Below are 16,749 nucleotides of genomic sequence, written 5' to 3' on the forward strand. Positions count from 1 at the left end.
GCGCGTCGCGATCTCTCGGATCCGCTCCCTGCGCTTTAAGCCTTTGATTGTCTGCGTGTCGTTATTTGCGCGACATGCCCTGCACGGTCGGGATCAGTAGATTCCGAACCAGGCCTCAACCGGCCCCTTGAGCAGCGGAACCTTGAAGCCGATCTCAAATACGACGAAGAAGAACAGCGAGACCGCGACGCCGGACGGCAAGGCGATCCACCATTTGTAGCGCCCCTGGAAGAGCATCGTGCCTGCGATGTAGAGCGCCGTGCCGACATAGAGGCCGAGCCAGGCGGAAACGCCGGCAAAGGCTATCAGCGGCAGCAGAAACGACGAGACCACCCTGGCGCGGTGACCATCGATGAAGATTTCGCCCGTGCCGCGATGCTTGACGAAAGCGTGGATGGCGTTCGCAACGCTTCCAAGAAGGATCAGCAGACCGACATAGAAGGGAAAATAACCGGCTTCCGGCCCGAATTCGGTCCATCCCGCACCGATATCGAGGGATCCGTAGCAGACCGCCGCGCCAAAGGCGCCGGTCAGCGCAGCAACGCCAAGCTCAACCGCGAAGCGGGAGACCCCATTCGCACCGTTCTCGCTCATGATCGTGACCTTTCAAAGCGAATGACGGGCGCCCGAAGGCACCCGCCTCAATGTCCCGCCTTAGTTGGCGAGCCAACCTTCGCGCTTCAGCACTTCGCCGACAGCAGCACCATCCATCTCGATGGCGGCCTTGAAGTCGTCGCCGGCAATGTAGGCAGGCGACTGCGAGGTGTCGGCGAGGTACTTCGCCCATTCCGGCGTTTCCGAAACCTTGCGCATCAGGTCCGCATAGAACTTGACCGCATCCTGGTCAACGCCGGCCGGCAGCCAGACCGTGCGCGGCATGGAGTAGTTGTCGATGGCGATGCCCGATTCCTTGCAGGTCGGAATATCGCTCCAGGCCTTGTCGCCGGCGACCTTGGTCTCGTTGGAAAGCTTGACGCTCTTGAAGACGCAGAGCGGCTTGACCATGCCGGCCTGCCACTGGCCGAGGTTTTCGCTCGGGTTGTTGACGTTGGCGTCGAGGTGTTCGCCGGCAAGCTGAACGGCCGCTTCGCCACCGCTCTTGAACGGGATGTAGTTGATCGTAGAGCCAGTCGCTTCGTTGATCATCGAGGTCAGGATCTGGTCGACATCCTTCGACTGGCTGCCACCGATCTTGAGACCACCTTCCTTCGCCTTGGCGGCGAAGTCTGCCGCGGTGTTGTAGGACGCCTTGCCGTTCACCCAGAGAATGAACTCGTCGGAAGCGAGCGCCGCCACCGGCGTCAGGTCTTCAGCCTTGTAGGGAACCTTGGCGCGAACCGGCAGAAGGTAGGCGTTGTTGGTGCCGAATGCGAGCTTGTAGGCGTCGCCCTTGTTGGTCGCCGCGTAGACGAAACCTTCGGCGCCGCCGGCGCTGCCCTTGTTGGTGACGACAACAGGAGCCTTCATCAGCTCGTACTTGCCGATGATCGCCTGGATCGTGCGGGCGAAGATGTCGGTGCCGCCGCCCGGACCGGCGGTAACGACGAATTCAACCGGGCGATCGGGTTCGAAGGCCGCGGCCGGAGCGGCAACGCCGAAAGCGGCTGCCATGATGCATGCGATAGAGACGGATTTCTTCATGTCTGGTCCTCCCGTTATTTGGGTTGCGGCGCAAGACCTCCTCCTGCGCCGTTATTGCGTGAAAGCGTGCGAAATCAGGCAGCAGCCTTCAGAGCCGCCTTTTTCTTCGCCATGCGCACGGCAAGCAGCAGCGCTTCGCGGCTGGCGCCGACGTCGGCAATGCCCTTGCCGGCGATGTCGTAGGCGGTGCCATGGGCCGGCGTGCAGAGCGCGAAGGGCAGGCCACCCATCATCGTCACGCCCTTGTCGAAGCCCATCAGCTTCATCGCGATCTGGCCCTGGTCGTGGTACATGGTGAGGACGGCGTTGTAGCCTTCCTTGAGAGCCCGACCGAAAACGGTATCCGCCGGGAACGGGCCTTCGACGTTGAAGCCGAGCGCCTTCGCCTTTTCGACGGCGGGCTCGATGATGTCGATCTCTTCCATGCCGAAGCTGCCGCCATCACCGGCGTGCGGGTTGAGACCGGCGACCGCGATCTTTGCCTCATCGTGACCGGCTTCCTTGAGGCAGGCCCGGGTCAGCTCAAGCTCGGCGATAATGCCGTCGACTGAAAGGTTGTCAGCCACTTCCTTCAGCGGAATGTGCGAGGTGACGCGTGCGTTCCAGACCTTTTCGAGGACGTTGAACTCGCGAACCTTGCCGGTGAAGCCGAGAACATCGGCAACGAAACGGATTTCGTCGTCATAGCCCGGATAGGCAAACCGCATGGCCTTCTTGTTGAAGGGCGTGAAGCAGACGGCGTCGGCCTTGCCCGCATGCGCCAGCTCGAGCGCGGTGCGGAAGTTGCGGGTCGCAAAGGTGCCGCCCGCAAGCGTTGCCTCGCCGCGAACGACGTCGGCCGGGTCGAGATGAGCGAGATCAACGAATACGTGGCGCGACGTACCCGCCTTGTCGAGATCTTCGAGGCTGGACGGCTCGAGATCGAGCGTCACGCCAGCAGCCTTCGCACCTTCGTCCAGAATCCGGCGATCGCCGACGGTGATGATGTGCGCAGCTTCACGGATATCGGAAAGCGCCAACAGCTTGGCCGTGAGCTCCGGGCTGATACCCGCCGGATCGCCCATGGCGAGCGCAATGACAGGACGCGCGCCATTACCGGCAGCACCGTTGGTCGTCATGAGAGATGTCCTCCACTTCATTCTTTCGGCTGCCGTCATACGTTATTCAAAATTCTGCATCAAGTCTTTTGTATTCTGTATGCAGCATTTTCTGTTGACGGTGGCGAAGCCCGTCTCCATGCTTTAATGAGACAGCGCTGATTCAATCGGCGCGAACGGGAACAGACGGTCGACACCCAGTCGCCAGACGCAGAAGCAAAACAATGAACGAAATCACATCTCTGGAGAGGCGGCCGGACGGCGGCCCAGGCCCGATCAGGCGCACGGCGCTGCATGACACGCTGGTCAGCCACCTGCGCGACATGATCATCGAAGGCGACCTGTCGCCCGGTACCCGCCTGCATGAAGGCCAGCTTGGCGAACAGCTCGGCGTGTCCCGCACGCCACTGCGCGAAGCCATCAAGTATCTGGCGAGCGAGGGGCTGGTAGAGCTCGTTCCGAGCCGCGGCGCCGTCGTCAAGCGCTTCAGCGCCAAGGACGTGCACGACATGCTGACGGTCCTGCAGACGCTGGAGGAGCTGGCCGGCAAGCTTGCCTGCGACGCGGCGAGCGATGCCGGCATTGCGGAAGTGCGCGCACTCCACGACGAAATGGTCCAGCGCTACAAGGCGAGCGACCGCCTGCAGTATTACAAGCTCAACCAGCAGATCCATTCGGCCATCGTCCAGCTCGCGGCAAACGCCGCCTTGGCCGATATGCACGCGGTGCTGCAGACGCGGTTGAAGCGCATCCGCTTCATCGGTCACGAAGGACCGGAGAAATGGGCAGCGGCCGTTGCCGAGCACGAGGAGATGATCATCGCGCTCGAAGCCCGCGACAAGGCAAAGCTATCCGAGGTTCTCGGCCGTCACCTGATGAATGCCTGGGAGCGGGTCAAGGCTTCCGTCTGATTCTTCCGCGGGGCAGCAACCGCCCCACCTACGGCAACTCCGAGGGCGCCCGACGGGCGCCCTTCGTCATTCGGCGCCCCCAATTTTGCAGCAATGCGAATAGACCACCAATCGCTGTTTCCCGAATAAGACACATTGCTTGGAAAACAACTTAGAATATTCGAACACTATTGACTTTGACCTGGTCGAAATTCACTGAATCCACGGTGGGGTGGAGACGGGAACTAAGATGGGGCGGCAAAGACGTCGGGTACTGCTCGCTACGGCAGCGATACTCAGTCCAAGCATGGTATTCGCTGAACCGGTCCAGCGTACGCCGCCCGTTGCCGGATCGGTGATCGCCCGCAAATCCGGCGAAGAAGTTCGTTTCGTCGACGTCTCCAACTGGCGCTTCGTCGATCTCGCCCAGGACTTGCTGTCCGGAGACGTGCTGCGCACCAACGCGACCGGTGCACTTGCCGTTCTCTTTTCCGACCACACGCAGATCCGGCTTGGCCGCAATACCGCCTTGCGCGTCAAGCGCATGGGCACGGGCGGCGACACCAATCTCGAACTGCAATCGGGTACGATCTGGGCCCGTGCGGAACGCGGCGGCCAGGGCCTCACCATCGATACGCCGGCGGCAACGGCCGCCATTCGCGGCACCGACTGGACACTGACGGTTGCCGGTGACACGACCTCGCTGACCGTGCTTGAAGGCGTGGTCGAACTCAGCAACGAGCTTGGCAGCGTCACCGTCGCTCAAGGCGAAGGCGCAGTCGCGGCGATCGGCAAGGCGCCGTCCAAAGTCGTGGTCGTGACGCCGAAGGACCGCGAACAGATGCTCTTCCATCTGTCGCTGCGCGATGCGTTCGCCTTGATGCCGCCGACGCCGCTGAAGGTGCGTGACATGCGCAACCAGCGCGAACGGATCGAAGCCAAGCCGGAGACGTCCCGTTCGGCGGAAGATTGGCTGACGCTCGCCGAAATCCAATTGCAGTTCGACGGGCGGGCGCAGGCCACGGCCGCGCTTCAGCAAGCGCGGCGTCTAGGCCTCAACCGATCTCAAGCCGCACGCGCCTATCTCGTCGAAGCGCTGATTGCCGGCTCCGAGAACCGCTACAACGATGCGGCACAGCTCTTTGCCAAGGCCGCTCCGGGGCTCGACGCCAATCGCCGCTCTGTCGCTGCCTATGGCGGCTATTTTGCACGCGCTCTGGCAAATCCGGATCGCGTCGAAGAGCCACCGTCTCAGGCGGCGGGGGCTTACGGCGCCTTTGCCGCGGCCTGGACCGCGGGCTTCCGCACCGACATCCGCGCGGCAATCGACACGATCAAGAAAGCGGAAAAGCAATATCCCGACGATCCGTTCCTTCCAGCGGCTCGCGCGCAATTCGCCATGCTGCTCGACGATCGCGACGAAATGCGTGATGGCATCGAAAAGGCGCTGGCGAACGATCCCGACGATCCAACCGCACTTGAATCCCGTGCCAAGTATCGTTTGCTCATTGAAAATGATCGGCGCGGCGCACTGGCAGACCTTGAGCGCGCCGTCGAAATCACGCCTGGCGACGCGTCCATCTGGAACTGGATAGGCTTGGCAAAGAGCGATCGGGGCGACAATCGCGGCGCCGAAAAAGCGTTCCGCAAAGCGGTCGAACTCGACCCGGCAGACCCGCTCTACCACGCCAATCTCTCGATCCTCTATCTCGACGAAAACCGGATGAAGGAGGCCAAGGCTGAGATCGACGCGGCCCTGGCTGCCGATCCTTCCTTCGACATCACCCTGGTCGCCCGCGGGCGCTACCACATGCAGACCGGCGAACTCGACAAGGCCCTGAACGACCTGCTTGCCGGCGCGACCGCCAATCCCGCCTATTCCAATGCGCAATTGCTGCTGGCAGGCGCCTACTACGAAAAGGGCGACCGCATCCCCGCCGCGCAAGCGCTCGACAATGCCGATCGCCTCGATCCGAACGATCCGGTCATCATGCAGATGCGCACCGCCATCGCGATCGACGAATACGATTCCGATGCGGCGATCCGCTATGCGCAGGAGCTCATGCGCCGGACCCGGGCGCGCGGCGGCGAAAGCGCGCCGCTTGGGGCCAACCAGGACGCCGGCTCGACGCTCAACGATGCCTTCCGGCTGCAGGGGTTGAACGCGTGGGGGCAGTATTACGGCGACGCCGTCTTCGACCCGTTCACGGGATCGAGCTATGTCGACCAGGCGATCCGCGGCAGCGTCAATCCGCTGTTCAACGACTATGACTCCGATGGCAGCCCGGTCGTCAACACTGCCAACCCGCAAAGCTTCTCCGCCTTCTTCCAGGGCCTGCTGATCGAACCGCACATGCTGGCGAGCCGCGAGCGCACGGCCAACATTGTCCAGCGGCCGTTCTTCGAAGCCGCGCTTGGCGGCGGCATCATCGCCGACAACGATCACACCGGCTGGATCGGCGAAGCGGAACTGCGTGGGCTGACCTTTTCGCCCTTCCCGATCAGCGTCTATGGCAATCTCCACTGGGAGGAGCCGCGCGACACCATCGACCTCGGTCAGGGCGTGGCGATCGAGCGCGAGACACGCCTGCTCGGTGGCAACGGCTATCTGACCGCCTCGCCGACGCCAGACGACCGGATCATCGCCTATGCCAATTATGGCAAGTTCGATGACGACAAGAGCGTCCTCGACTATCCGGCCACCGGCTTCGACAACTTCCTTGACGACAAGGCCGACCGACTTTTGTCCGGTGTCGCCTGGAGCCACACCTTCGGCTATCGCAACATCGCCAATGCAGCCTTTTTCTTTTCCGATCAGGACGTCGTGCAAAACGAGAAGGTCAGCGGCTCACGCCTAAGCATCCCCGACCTCGCCACCATTCGCAGCGAGGACAGGCAGAAAACCTATATTGCCGCCGTCAACCACCTTTACGGAGACGGCGACTTCACCTGGCGCTACGGGATCGAAGGCGGCGTCGTTCGCTCCGACAGTTCGTTCGATATCTTCGATCCGCTGGCGATGAGGGTCGGCAGCGGCAATACCCCCTTCATCGGATCCGGCTCGTCCTCAGCGACACAGACCGTCGCCAAGGCCTACGTCGATACGATCTACGAAATCACGCCGGACCTGAAGACGGAAGGCGCGCTGTTTGCCCGCTACATCGAGGATGTCAGCGACGGCGATGTCCGCCTTGAGCCGAAACTCGGCATTGCCTGGGCACCGGCGGAAGGGCATTGGCTGCGCGCCGCCGCCATGCGCGACGGCCTGAATTTCGACGTCGCCACCCTCGCCCCGATCGGCATCGTTGCCCTGCAGCCCAACCAGCTTCGCTTCGGCGCGGAAGGCTACGCCGACACCCTGGCACTCCGCTGGGATGCGGAGTGGAACAACTGGCTTTTTACTGCACTCGACTATCAGCACCAGGAAGTGCACGAACTGTCGCTCAATGTCCCACTGTCCCCGGTCAATCTGGACTACGAAAAGGTCGGGCTGGACCGGGTGGCCGCGACGGCAAACTTTGCGATCGGTCACGGCTTCGGCCTTTCCCTGACGGCCGCCCATACGGAAGCCGACGTCAAGGAGCACACCGTCAACCAGTTGGACGAACTTCTCTTCGTACCCGAAAACACCGGCCAGGTGGCGCTGACCTGGGTCAACACCGCCAACGTCAAGGCGACGATCGCCGCAAACTATATCGGCTCACGCCCGGCTGGCGGGGTTACGCTTGACGATTTCTGGACGCTCGACGCATCGCTGCAATGGGAGCCCTTCGACAAACAGATCGAAGTCGACCTTGCGGCCTTCAATCTGCTTGACGAGGACTTCGAGCTTAGAGACGGCATTCCCGGCTGGGGGCCGACGTTCAAGGGCACGGTCAAGGTGCGGTTCTGATCAGGGAGCACGTCGCCGTGCAGGCATCGGGCAGCCGATACGGACAGTCGGATAGGCGTCGCCTGGCGCTGCGGCGGCTGAAGCTGCTGGCTCTCGCCGCCTTCGTCAGCATCGCGCTTTCGCTTGCGACCTTGTCCAATGCCTGGCTGCTCAACGAACTGCGCAGCTTCGATTATCTGTCAACCGTCGGCACGCCGTCGCTTCCAGAAAACAGCCCCATCGTCGTTGCCATCGACGAGCCATCCATGGCCGAGATCGGCCAGCAATGGCCGTGGCCACGGGCGCTGCACGCCCGCCTCATCGAAGCACTGCGCAAGGCCGGCGCCCGCGCGATTGGCGTCGACGTCATTTTCGCCGAGCCTTCTGCCGATCCGGTCAACGATGACGCGCTGGAGAGCGCGCTTGGTACCGACGTCGTTCTCGCTGGCGACCAGACGCTTGTGGAAGCGCCACAGGCCGACCAGTTCGTGCGCACCGAGCCGCTGGCTCGTTTCACCGCCAAGGGTGCCAGCACCGGGATTGCCTCGGTCAATCTCGGCGGCGACGGTACGCTGCGCTCGATCCCGGATTATCCCGACGGGTTTGCCGCCGTTCTGGCCGGGATCGCGGGTACGCGGACGCAAGCTCCTCCGGCAGATGCCCTCATCCAGGTCTTCGGACCGGCGCGGACCTATCCGACCGTCTCCTATTACCAGGCACTCGATCCCGCCAACTTCCTGCCCGAGGGCACTTTTCGCGATCGGGTCGTGCTTGTCGGGCTCAGCCTGCAAAACGCGCCGTCGATCGCCGATGGTGGCGCGGACGCATTCGCGACGTCCGATACCGTCCATTCGAACAAGCTCGTCTCCGGTGTCGAGATGCAGGCGACGATCTACGACAACCTGGCGCACGACCTTTTCATTCAGCGGGCTCCGCGGCCCGTCGTGATTGCGGCGATCGCGTTTGCCGCCATTTTGGCCGCCTTCGCAGTGCTGAGGACAACGGGATGGCGCACGCTCGGATACACAATCGTCGCGCTGAGCCTCATCGTTCTTGCGAGTTATGTGGCCATGCGCCTCGGCCATGTTTTCCTCTCGCCGCTCGGCCCGGGGCTGGCCTTCGGGACGGTGGCTGCCGGCCAGGCGGGCCTGGACTACGCCGACGAGCGCCGACGGCGCCGCGAAATCACCCGCGCGTTCCAGCAGTATCTGTCCCCCGCCCTTGTCGAACGGCTGGCGAAAGACCCGTCGCATCTGAAGCTCGGCGGCGAACGGCGGACCCTGTCGATCCTCTTTTGCGATATCCGCGGCTTCACCACCATTGCCGAGGAAATGAAGGACGACCCGGAGCGGCTGACGACCCTCGTCAACCGCTTGCTGACGCCACTATCGGATGCGGTGCTGAAACAGGGCGGTACCATCGACAAATACATCGGCGACTGCCTGATGGCCTTCTGGAACGCGCCGCTTGACGACCCCGACCATGCGGTCCACGCCGTGCGCGCAGCACTCGACATGCTTGCGGCACTGGCGCGGGTCAACGAGGAGCTGGAGACCGAGGCGAAGCGGGATCGGCGGCCTGCACAAACGCTACGGATCGGCATTGGCATCAACACCGGCGAATGCGTCGTCGGCAACATGGGCTCGCATCAGCGCTTCGACTATTCCGCCCTCGGCGATGCCGTCAATCTCGCCTCGCGTCTCGAAGGTGCATCGAAGGACTACGGCATCTCCCTGCTTCTCGGCGAAGAGACCGCGCGTCTCGTCGAGAAGACCTTCCCGATCGCGGAACTCGACCGGATCACTGTCAAGGGGCGCAGCACCGTGTCCCCCGTCTTCACGGTCGCCGTCGGCGCCAAGAAGGAAGCGCTCGAGCGGCACCGGTCTTTCGTGCAAGCCAAATATGACGGCGCGCTGCAGATGCAGGACGGAGTTTTCGACCAGCTGAAAAATGCCCTGCCACCGCTCGCGCGCTACTACGAGCGTGAGCGCAGCCGTCTCGATGTCCTCAAACAAGAACCGAAGTGAGCCGGCTCCGGTTCAGTGCAGGCCACCGACCCCCAGCAGCCGCTCGACCGCATCGTGATCCCCCGCAAGCGCCTCTGGCGTTCCGCTCCAGGCGATGCGCCCACGCTCGAGCACGATCACCCGATCGGCAAAGTCGAGCGCGCTCTGGATGCGCTGTTCGACCAGCAGGATGGTCATGTCCCCGATCTTGGCCAGTTCGGCAAAGGCCTTCATCAATTCCTCGCAAATGACAGGCGCCAGGCCCTCCAGCGGCTCGTCGAGAAGCAGGATGGACGGACGGCCAAGGATCGAGCGCGCCGTCGACAGCATCTGCTGCTCGCCGCCGGAGAGTTGGCTACCGAGATTGCGCCGGCGCTCGAAGAGACGCGGAAACATGTCGTAGGCTTCCTGGATCGCGCTTTTCGGTCGGCTCTTGAGGCCGACGAACAGGTTCTCCTCGACGGTCAACGTCGGGAAGACGCAACGCGCCTGCGGCACGAAACCGAGACCCTGCATGGCGCGTGAAGCGCTCGGCAGCGCGGTGACATCCGTGCCGCCCATGCGGATGCGTCCGTCATAACGCCGCGTCTGGCCGGCAAGCGTCGCAAGCAGCGTCGTCTTGCCCATGCCGTTGCGGCCGAGCACGGCTAGGCGGGCGCCAGCCGGAACGGCGAATGAGACGCCTTCGAGCACGCGCGTCGGGCCGTAGCCGGCGGACAGGTTTTCCACCTCAAGCGGCGTGGCTGGCATTGGCATAGCTCCCCAGATAGGCTTCCCGCACGCGCGGATCCTTCGTCACGTCAGACGGCGAACCGTCGAAGATGATCGCGCCCGCAGCCAACACCACCACGCGCTTGGCAAAGCGGAAGACGAGATCCATGTCGTGTTCGATCATCAAGACGGCGAGATCGGCCGGCAGGTCGGCGAGCGCCTGCTCAATGCGACCGGTGTCGCTCTGCGGCACGCCGGCGGCGGGTTCGTCGAGCAGCAGCACCCTCGGTTTCAGCGCCAGCGCAACGGCGATCTCCAGCAGGCGTTGCTGGCCATAGGCAATCTCGCTCACCTTGCGGTGCATCAACTCGTTGAGACCGAGCTTGCCGAGAAGCTCCCGGACCTCGGCCATGACGTCGGGCATGCCGAGAAAATTGCCGAAGAGGCGGCCGGCGCGGCCGCTCCGCTGAAGTACGGCAAGGGCAACATGCTCGGCCGGCGTCATGTCGGCAAAGAGGCGGGTCACCTGGAAGGAGCGCACAAGTCCGCGACGCACGCGACCAGTGGAATCGACACCGGTTACGGTATCTCCGCCGATCAGCACTTCGCCGGAGTCAGGCCGAAGGTTACCGGTGACCAGGTTGACGAAGGTAGTCTTGCCGGCACCGTTCGGCCCGATCAGCGCGACCCGGTCTCCGGGTGCCATGCTGAGGCTGACGTCATTGGTGACCGCAAGCCCACCGAAGGCACGCTTCAAGTTGCGGACTTCGAAGATCGGCTGCATCACTGGGCCTCCTTGCGGCGGGTAAGGAACGCAGCGGCGGTGCCGTAGATACCCTTCGGCGCGAACAGCACGACGGCGATCAGCAGCGCTCCGACCATCGTCAGCCAGTGGAAGGGATTGGCCGCCGAAACCACGTCCTCGAAGAACATGAAGACGACTGTCCCCGTCAGCGCGCCGAAGAGAGAGCCGGTTCCGCCGAGCACCAGCATGACCAGGCTTTCGGCCGACATGGTGAAGGAGAGGCTGTCGAGCCCGACGACCTGGGTAGAGATCGCATTCAGCGCGCCGCCGACGCCGGCAACGGCACCGGAGATCACGTACATCTTCGTCAGCGCGATCTTCGGAGACGCGCCCATGGAGCGAATGCGGATCGGATCTTCCTTGATGCCGCGGCACAGCATGCCGAACGGCGAGCGCACGATCAGCCGCAACAGCACGAAGACGATGGCGAGTAGGACGACGCCGAAGACATAGGCCGTGCGCCCCCAGAGGTCGAACTCGTAGAGCCCGAGAAGTGCCGTTGGCGCAATGCCTGAGAGCCCGTCGCTGCCGCCGGTCCAGGAGGAGGCCTTGTTGGCGAACTCGTGGAAGAGATGGATGAGCGCGATCGACAGCACCAGTTGCGGCAGCCCGTGGGCGCGCAGGATGACGACCCCACAGATAAGCCCGGCCACCGCGCCGGCGACGATGCCGAAGGCCAGCATCGCCAGCGGATCGTTGATGCCGTAATGCGCCGAGGCGATGCCCGCGGCATAGGCGCCGGCGCCGAAGAGGGCCGCATGCCCGAGCGTCGCGACACCGCAATAGCCGGTGACGAGATCGAGCGACAACACCAGGAGTGCCGCTGCGATGATCCGCGTCAGAAGCGCCAGATTGTTGGGAAAGAGGAAGTAGCCGATCACCGCAACCAGCAGGATCACCGCCAATCCGATGAGGTCTCCACCGCCGAACCGCCGGCGCACAGGAGCGGTCGCGATCAAGTCGTCCGTCGTCGTCATGGTCATCCCTTGGCCCTCCCGGCGAGCCCGCGCGGAAAGACGCAGATGATCGCGATTACGGCCAGATAGAAGAAGAATTCGCCGAATTCCGGCATGAGATAACGGCCGGTCGTATCGATCGCGCCGAGCAGCAGGCAAGCGACGAGCGCGCCCGGGATCGAGCCGGCGCCGCCGACGGAGACCACCACCAGGAAGGTCACCATGTAGCGCAGCGCATAATAGGGTTCGACCGGCAGAAGCTCGGCACCGACGACACCGCCGAAAGCGGCAAGCCCGACGGCGACCGCAAAGCTTACGGCATAGACGATCTCCGTGCGGACCCCGAGGGCGGCGGCCATCGCGGCATTGTCGACGGAGGCCCGCAGCTTGACGCCGAAGGCGGTCTTTTCGATCGCGTACCAGAGACCGGCGGCAACCGCGAGGCCGCAGACAATCGCGAAGATGCGGTGCGTGGCGATCGCCCGGAAGCCGAGATCGACCGAGCCCTGCAGTTCGCCAGGCAGTGGCACGGTCTTCAGCGTCGGGCCGAAGACATAGTTGGCAATACCGATGATGCAGAACGTAATACCAATGGTCATCAGCACCTGGGTCAGTTCCGGTGCGCCGTAGATCCGCCGGTAGAGCAGCCGCTCGATTGGCACGGCGATGATGATGGTGCCGAAGATCGCAAGCACGACGGCAAAACCATAGGCAAGGCCGAGATCGCGCGCCGCATAGGAGGCGATGTAGCCGCCGATCATGGCAAAGGCGCCATGCGCGAGATTGACCACGCGCATCAGGCCCATGGTGACCGAAAGACCGATGGAGATGACGAAGAGCACCATGCCATAGGCAAGGGCATCGATCGCAATGCTGAGGACGGTTTGCATGGGGCTATCCGTTGCCCTTTCTTCCAAATTTGGCTGCGCCGGATCAGGTGCGCATACTATGCGCGGAGCGGCAGTCAGGCGCCAGCATTCGCGGCGCCGCAGGCGCGCCGGTCGCTCTCAATAGCAACCGGTCAACGCATCATCGGTGTCGGCGGGCGCGTGGGCACCCGCCCCAGGTCGACTACTTCAGCGCAGCGAGACCGGGATCGCCCTGCTTCTCGAAGGTCTGGATTTCCTTGTTGTAGTAGGTGCCGTCATCGGCCTTGGCGACTTCACGCAGATAGATGTTCTGGGTGATGTGGCGCGATTCCGGATCGATGGTCACGGGGCCGCGCGGGCTGACCCAGGAAAGGCCCTTCACGGCTTCGACCGCCTTGGCCGCATCCTGCTTACCGCCGGTCGCCTCGATCATCTTGTAGATCACATGCATGCCGTCATAGGCGCCAACCGAGGGGAAGGAGAGTTCGGCCGGGTTGCCGATCGCCTTGCCGGCCGCCTCGACGAAGGCCTTGTTCTCGGGCGAGTCGTGCGACACGGCGTAGTGGAAGGTCGTCTGAATGCCGAGCGCGGCGTCACCGAGCGCCGGCAGGTCGGATTCCTGCGTCAGATCGCCGGGCGCAAAGAACTTGATGCCGCCGTCCTTCAGGCCGTTCTCCTTGAACGCCTTGACGAAGCCGAGCGTCGTCGGACCGGACGGCAGGAAGGCAAAGACGCCCTCGGCACCGGAATCCTTGATGCGCTGCATTATCGGCGAGAAGTCGTTCGTCGCAAGCGGCATGCGGATCGCTTCGACCACCTGTCCGCCGGCCGCTTCGAAGCCCGCCTTGAAGGCGTTCTCGGCGTCCACGCCCGGGCCGTAGTCGCTGACGACGGAGATGACCTTGGAAACGCCGGCGTCCTTGGCAACCTTGGCGATCGGCGTCGAGGTCTGCCAGGTGGTGAAGGAAGTGCGCACGACGAGCGGGCTCTTGGTGACGATCGCCGAGGTCGCCGCGTTCATGATCACGAGCGGCACGTTCGCCTGGGTGAGCAGCGGTGTGACCGCCATAGCATCCGGGGTGAAGTAGAAGCCGGCGAGATACTGCACGCCTTCCTTCACCACCAGTTCCTGCGCCAGCGCCTTGGACTGGGCGGGATCGGCCTGCGGCACGTCACGATAGATGATCTCGACATCATCGTCGCCGACCTTGCTGCCGTTCAGTGCCATATAGGCATCGATACCGGCCTTGAAGTTCTTGCCCTGAAGCGCGAACGGGCCGGAGAAGGGTCCGACAACACCGATCTTGATCGTGTCGGCATAGGCAGCACTGCTCATGGCCAAAGCTGCAACCGCAGCCAGAATCATCCGTTTCATGTTTCCTCCCTGCGACGCCGATCGCTCCCGAACCCGCATCGTCTTCGCAAACCCCGTTGATTTGATCGCAGTCAACTTGCCATGCAAAACGGTAATGTAAAAATGAAATATGGGGCCAAAATCATAATTCAACGGTTATGTTTTCCGGCAAACCGTCGCGCCCGTGTGAGCTGCGCACCGTGGTGACGGTGTCACCCTTCACGTTGATTTCCAAAGGAACAATATGGTGGCAAGTCGGTCGCGCCCACAGTCGATCCACTGTATCGGTCGAAAGGATAGATAGGGACCACAGGCTGTCGCGTCGCAACGTCCAGCGGAGAAACGAGGCCAGGACAATGTCCTAACCTCGCACCTTCTACACGCTTCACAAGACGGCTCTGCGCGCGCCAACCACATTCAATCGCTGAAGACGGTCACTCGACGGTAATGAGATTGTCGAGGCCAAGCGTTGCAGTCCGCGACGTCAGAGAGCCACCATAGACGACTTCGACGGCGCCCGTGACCTCCTCGAAGTCGAGCACGGCTCCGGTCTCGTAGTTGCCGAAAACCACCCAATAGTTCGGGTGCGGCGTGAAGACAGCCGTCATGTTCGGCGCTCCCTGCACAACGAACGTGCCGGAGCCGGCCATTCCGATCCCAACGGATGTCCGGTTGGGAACGACGTTCGACAGCTGTTCTATCGTAAGCGACCCAGGCGTCCCGCTGGCGCCCGGATTGCTGAAGGTCGTCGCTCCGACTGCATCCTGGGTGAGCTGAATCAGGTTTTCACCGCCGGGGTCGGCCGGTTTCACCTGCGATGCCGAGAACGAGATGCCCGGCTTCAGCAGACCGGTCTCCGACCAGATGAAACAATAATCGGGGCTCCATGCGAAGGTGACGCGGCTGTCGGGCGCGGTCGGCCGGGCCAACCAGGCAAGCGATAGGACGTCCGTCGGGCCCATGGTTTCGGGCGGCCTCTGGAAGACGGCGAAACTGCCCGAAAGCTGCGAGTTGTTTACGCATGTCAGAGTGTATGACGTCATCGGTTCTGCCCCCGGCTTTTGCGTTTCCCCTCAAGGATGCAGAACAGCTAGCAGCTTTTCCTATGGTTGTCTTCAGGCCAGATTTCGCCAAATCTGGGATGATCATCCGAGGCCTTCAAAAGCTGTCGGGCACTGCCGACGGTTTCCACCGTCGCACGAATGCGAGGGTGGAAGCGCTCGCCATTCACGCTCAGAGGGCGCTGGCCGCCACCACAATCGAATCCGACAGGATCTCCAGCCCGCGATCGATTTCTTGCGGCGTTACGGTCAAAGGCGGGGCGATGCGAAACACGCCGCCCATGCCGGGAAGCTTGACGATGTTCATGCTGAGGCCGCGCCGCATCGCTTCTTCCATAACCCTTGCACCGAGCTCGAAGCCCGGAGCCTTCGTCTGCCTGTCCGCGACAACTTCGAGCCCAAGAAGAAGGCCGCGTCCCCTGATATCGCCGACGCATTCGAATCTTTGCTGCAATGATCGAAGCCCCTCGCGCAGCCGCTCGCCGCGCGCAATCGCCTGTTCCACAAGGCCATCCCGTTCGATCACATCGAGCACCGTAACGCCGACCGCCGCCGGCAACGGGTCGGAGACATGGGTGGTATAGAAGAGGAACCCACTTTCATGGGCCTTCTGTTCGATTTCCGCCGTCGTCATCACGGCGGCAAGCGGCAGTCCAGCGCCCAAGGTCTTCGACAGAGTGAGAATATCCGGCGTCACGCCGTCGCGCTGGAAGGCAAACATATGCCCCGTCCGACCGATGCCGGTCTGCGCCTCGTCGAGAATGAGCAGCATGCCGCGTTCTTCGCACTTGCGCTTGAGTGCTGAGAGATACCCCGGCGGAAGTTCGAGGACCCCGCCGCTTGAAAGGATCGGTTCGGCGATGAACGCCGCAAGGCTGCCCGTCGACTGCCGGTCGATCAGCGAGAAGGCGTCATCGAGTTCCGTCTGCCAGTCGTTGCTGCCATCCGGGTGGGTGAAACGCGGCCGATAGGAATTCGGCGCCGGTATCACGAACGAGCCGGCGGCCGCGGGACCGTAGCCCTTTCGCCCGGCGCTATAGGTCGCCGAGGCGGCAGCGCCCGTCATGCCATGCCAGCTCTGCGCAAAGGCGACGACTTCGTGCCCGCCGGTCACCAGCTTGGCCATGCGAATAGCCGCCTCGTTAGATTCAGCGCCGGTCGTCAGCAGTTGAACCCGGTCGAGCCCCGGCGCAAGTGCGGCAAGGCGCGTGGCAAGTTCGACGACGGGCCTCGACAGCATGCCGCTGAAGAGATGGGCGACCGTCCGCATCTGCCGCTCGACGGTCGCAACGATGTCCGGGTGGGTGTGGCCGAGAACACCGCTCATCTGTCCGGAGGTGAAATCCAGAATGGCGCGACCGTCCGCATCGTAAACGAAACTTCCTTCCGCCCGCTCCACGATGATCGACTCGAAACCGGGGCCATAGCGCGTGAGGTGTTTGTTGGCGGCGGCCCAGAACGCAGGATCGGAATTCAGCGACATCAGAT

At 63.0% G+C, this 16,749-nt stretch carries 13 protein-coding genes; 3 read left to right on the forward strand and 10 right to left on the reverse strand.

Annotated features, from left to right (window positions below; translation table 11 throughout):
* Positions 1–93: 93 nt before the first annotated feature.
* The 3 genes from I8N66_RS08310 to I8N66_RS08320 all read right to left on the reverse strand — a co-directional run bounded on the left by I8N66_RS08310 (position 94) and on the right by I8N66_RS08320 (position 2,759).
* Positions 94–594: a tripartite tricarboxylate transporter TctB family protein gene (locus I8N66_RS08310; RefSeq protein ID WP_113538760.1), complete on the reverse strand. Its 501-nt coding sequence runs from the start codon at positions 592–594 to the stop codon at positions 94–96.
* Between the two features lie 60 nt (positions 595–654).
* The gene (locus I8N66_RS08315) at positions 655–1,641 is read right to left on the reverse strand and encodes a tripartite tricarboxylate transporter substrate binding protein (RefSeq protein WP_113538761.1); all 987 of its coding nucleotides are present in this window, start codon (positions 1,639–1,641) and stop codon (positions 655–657) included.
* A 74-nt stretch (positions 1,642–1,715) separates the two neighbouring features.
* Entirely contained in the window at positions 1,716–2,759 is a 1,044-nt protein-coding gene (locus I8N66_RS08320; protein WP_291152031.1) for a 4-hydroxythreonine-4-phosphate dehydrogenase PdxA, read from the reverse strand.
* Positions 2,760–2,962: 203 nt separating this feature from the next.
* Here I8N66_RS08320 and I8N66_RS08325 point away from each other — a divergent pair, with 203 nt between their 5' ends.
* The 3 genes from I8N66_RS08325 (at position 2,963) to I8N66_RS08335 (ending at position 9,526) form a co-directional block, all read left to right on the forward strand.
* On the forward strand, positions 2,963–3,649 hold the full coding sequence (locus I8N66_RS08325; protein ID WP_291152034.1) for a GntR family transcriptional regulator: 687 nt from the start codon (positions 2,963–2,965) through the stop codon (positions 3,647–3,649).
* A gap of 286 nt (positions 3,650–3,935) precedes the next feature.
* Positions 3,936–7,520: a FecR domain-containing protein gene (locus tag I8N66_RS08330; RefSeq protein ID WP_291152037.1), complete on the forward strand. Its 3,585-nt coding sequence runs from the start codon at positions 3,936–3,938 to the stop codon at positions 7,518–7,520.
* 17 nt (positions 7,521–7,537) lie between these two features.
* Entirely contained in the window at positions 7,538–9,526 is a 1,989-nt protein-coding gene (locus tag I8N66_RS08335; protein ID WP_291152040.1) for a CHASE2 domain-containing protein, read from the forward strand.
* A 12-nt stretch (positions 9,527–9,538) separates the two neighbouring features.
* Here I8N66_RS08335 and I8N66_RS08340 read toward each other — a convergent pair whose 3' ends face one another.
* The 7 genes from I8N66_RS08340 to I8N66_RS08370 form a co-directional block, all read right to left on the reverse strand.
* Complete coding sequence (locus I8N66_RS08340; RefSeq protein WP_291152043.1) at positions 9,539–10,255, reverse strand: ABC transporter ATP-binding protein; 717 nt, start codon at positions 10,253–10,255, stop codon at positions 9,539–9,541.
* Positions 10,236–11,000: an ABC transporter ATP-binding protein gene (locus I8N66_RS08345; protein ID WP_291152046.1), complete on the reverse strand. Its 765-nt coding sequence runs from the start codon at positions 10,998–11,000 to the stop codon at positions 10,236–10,238. Before I8N66_RS08345 ends, I8N66_RS08340 begins: the two co-directional genes overlap by 20 nt.
* Complete coding sequence (locus I8N66_RS08350) at positions 11,000–11,998, reverse strand: branched-chain amino acid ABC transporter permease (protein ID WP_291152140.1); 999 nt, start codon at positions 11,996–11,998, stop codon at positions 11,000–11,002. Before I8N66_RS08350 ends, I8N66_RS08345 begins: the two co-directional genes overlap by 1 nt.
* Positions 11,999–12,000: 2 nt before the next feature.
* Entirely contained in the window at positions 12,001–12,867 is an 867-nt protein-coding gene (locus I8N66_RS08355; protein ID WP_113538768.1) for a branched-chain amino acid ABC transporter permease, read from the reverse strand.
* Positions 12,868–13,048: 181 nt separating this feature from the next.
* Positions 13,049–14,221, reverse strand: coding sequence for an ABC transporter substrate-binding protein (locus tag I8N66_RS08360; protein WP_291152050.1), 1,173 nt, complete (start codon positions 14,219–14,221; stop codon positions 13,049–13,051).
* Between the two features lie 413 nt (positions 14,222–14,634).
* Positions 14,635–15,243: a protein rhiA gene (locus tag I8N66_RS08365; RefSeq protein WP_291152053.1), complete on the reverse strand. Its 609-nt coding sequence runs from the start codon at positions 15,241–15,243 to the stop codon at positions 14,635–14,637.
* A gap of 190 nt (positions 15,244–15,433) precedes the next feature.
* Positions 15,434–16,744: an aspartate aminotransferase family protein gene (locus I8N66_RS08370; protein WP_291152056.1), complete on the reverse strand. Its 1,311-nt coding sequence runs from the start codon at positions 16,742–16,744 to the stop codon at positions 15,434–15,436.
* Positions 16,745–16,749: the final 5 nt, after the last annotated feature.

The organism is Ensifer sp. SSB1 (assembly GCF_016652895.1).
Classification (GTDB): Bacteria; Pseudomonadota; Alphaproteobacteria; order Rhizobiales; family Rhizobiaceae; genus Ensifer.

Excerpts from the sequence above, each read along its gene's own strand:
- I8N66_RS08310 (WP_113538760.1), bottom strand. The coding sequence starts at position 594 with ATGAGCGAGAACGGTGCGAATGGGGTCTCCCGCTTCGCGGTTGAGCTT.
- I8N66_RS08315 (WP_113538761.1), bottom strand. The coding sequence starts at position 1,641 with ATGAAGAAATCCGTCTCTATCGCATGCATCATGGCAGCCGCTTTCGGC.
- I8N66_RS08320 (WP_291152031.1), bottom strand. The coding sequence starts at position 2,759 with ATGACGACCAACGGTGCTGCCGGTAATGGCGCGCGTCCTGTCATTGCG.
- I8N66_RS08325 (WP_291152034.1), top strand. The coding sequence starts at position 2,963 with ATGAACGAAATCACATCTCTGGAGAGGCGGCCGGACGGCGGCCCAGGC.
- I8N66_RS08330 (WP_291152037.1), top strand. The coding sequence starts at position 3,936 with ATGGTATTCGCTGAACCGGTCCAGCGTACGCCGCCCGTTGCCGGATCG.
- I8N66_RS08340 (WP_291152043.1), bottom strand. The coding sequence starts at position 10,255 with ATGCCAGCCACGCCGCTTGAGGTGGAAAACCTGTCCGCCGGCTACGGC.
- I8N66_RS08345 (WP_291152046.1), bottom strand. The coding sequence starts at position 11,000 with ATGCAGCCGATCTTCGAAGTCCGCAACTTGAAGCGTGCCTTCGGTGGG.
- I8N66_RS08350 (WP_291152140.1), bottom strand. The coding sequence starts at position 11,998 with ATGACGACGACGGACGACTTGATCGCGACCGCTCCTGTGCGCCGGCGG.
- I8N66_RS08355 (WP_113538768.1), bottom strand. The coding sequence starts at position 12,867 with ATGCAAACCGTCCTCAGCATTGCGATCGATGCCCTTGCCTATGGCATG.
- I8N66_RS08360 (WP_291152050.1), bottom strand. The coding sequence starts at position 14,221 with ATGAAACGGATGATTCTGGCTGCGGTTGCAGCTTTGGCCATGAGCAGT.
- I8N66_RS08365 (WP_291152053.1), bottom strand. The coding sequence starts at position 15,243 with ATGACGTCATACACTCTGACATGCGTAAACAACTCGCAGCTTTCGGGC.
- I8N66_RS08370 (WP_291152056.1), bottom strand. The coding sequence starts at position 16,744 with ATGTCGCTGAATTCCGATCCTGCGTTCTGGGCCGCCGCCAACAAACAC.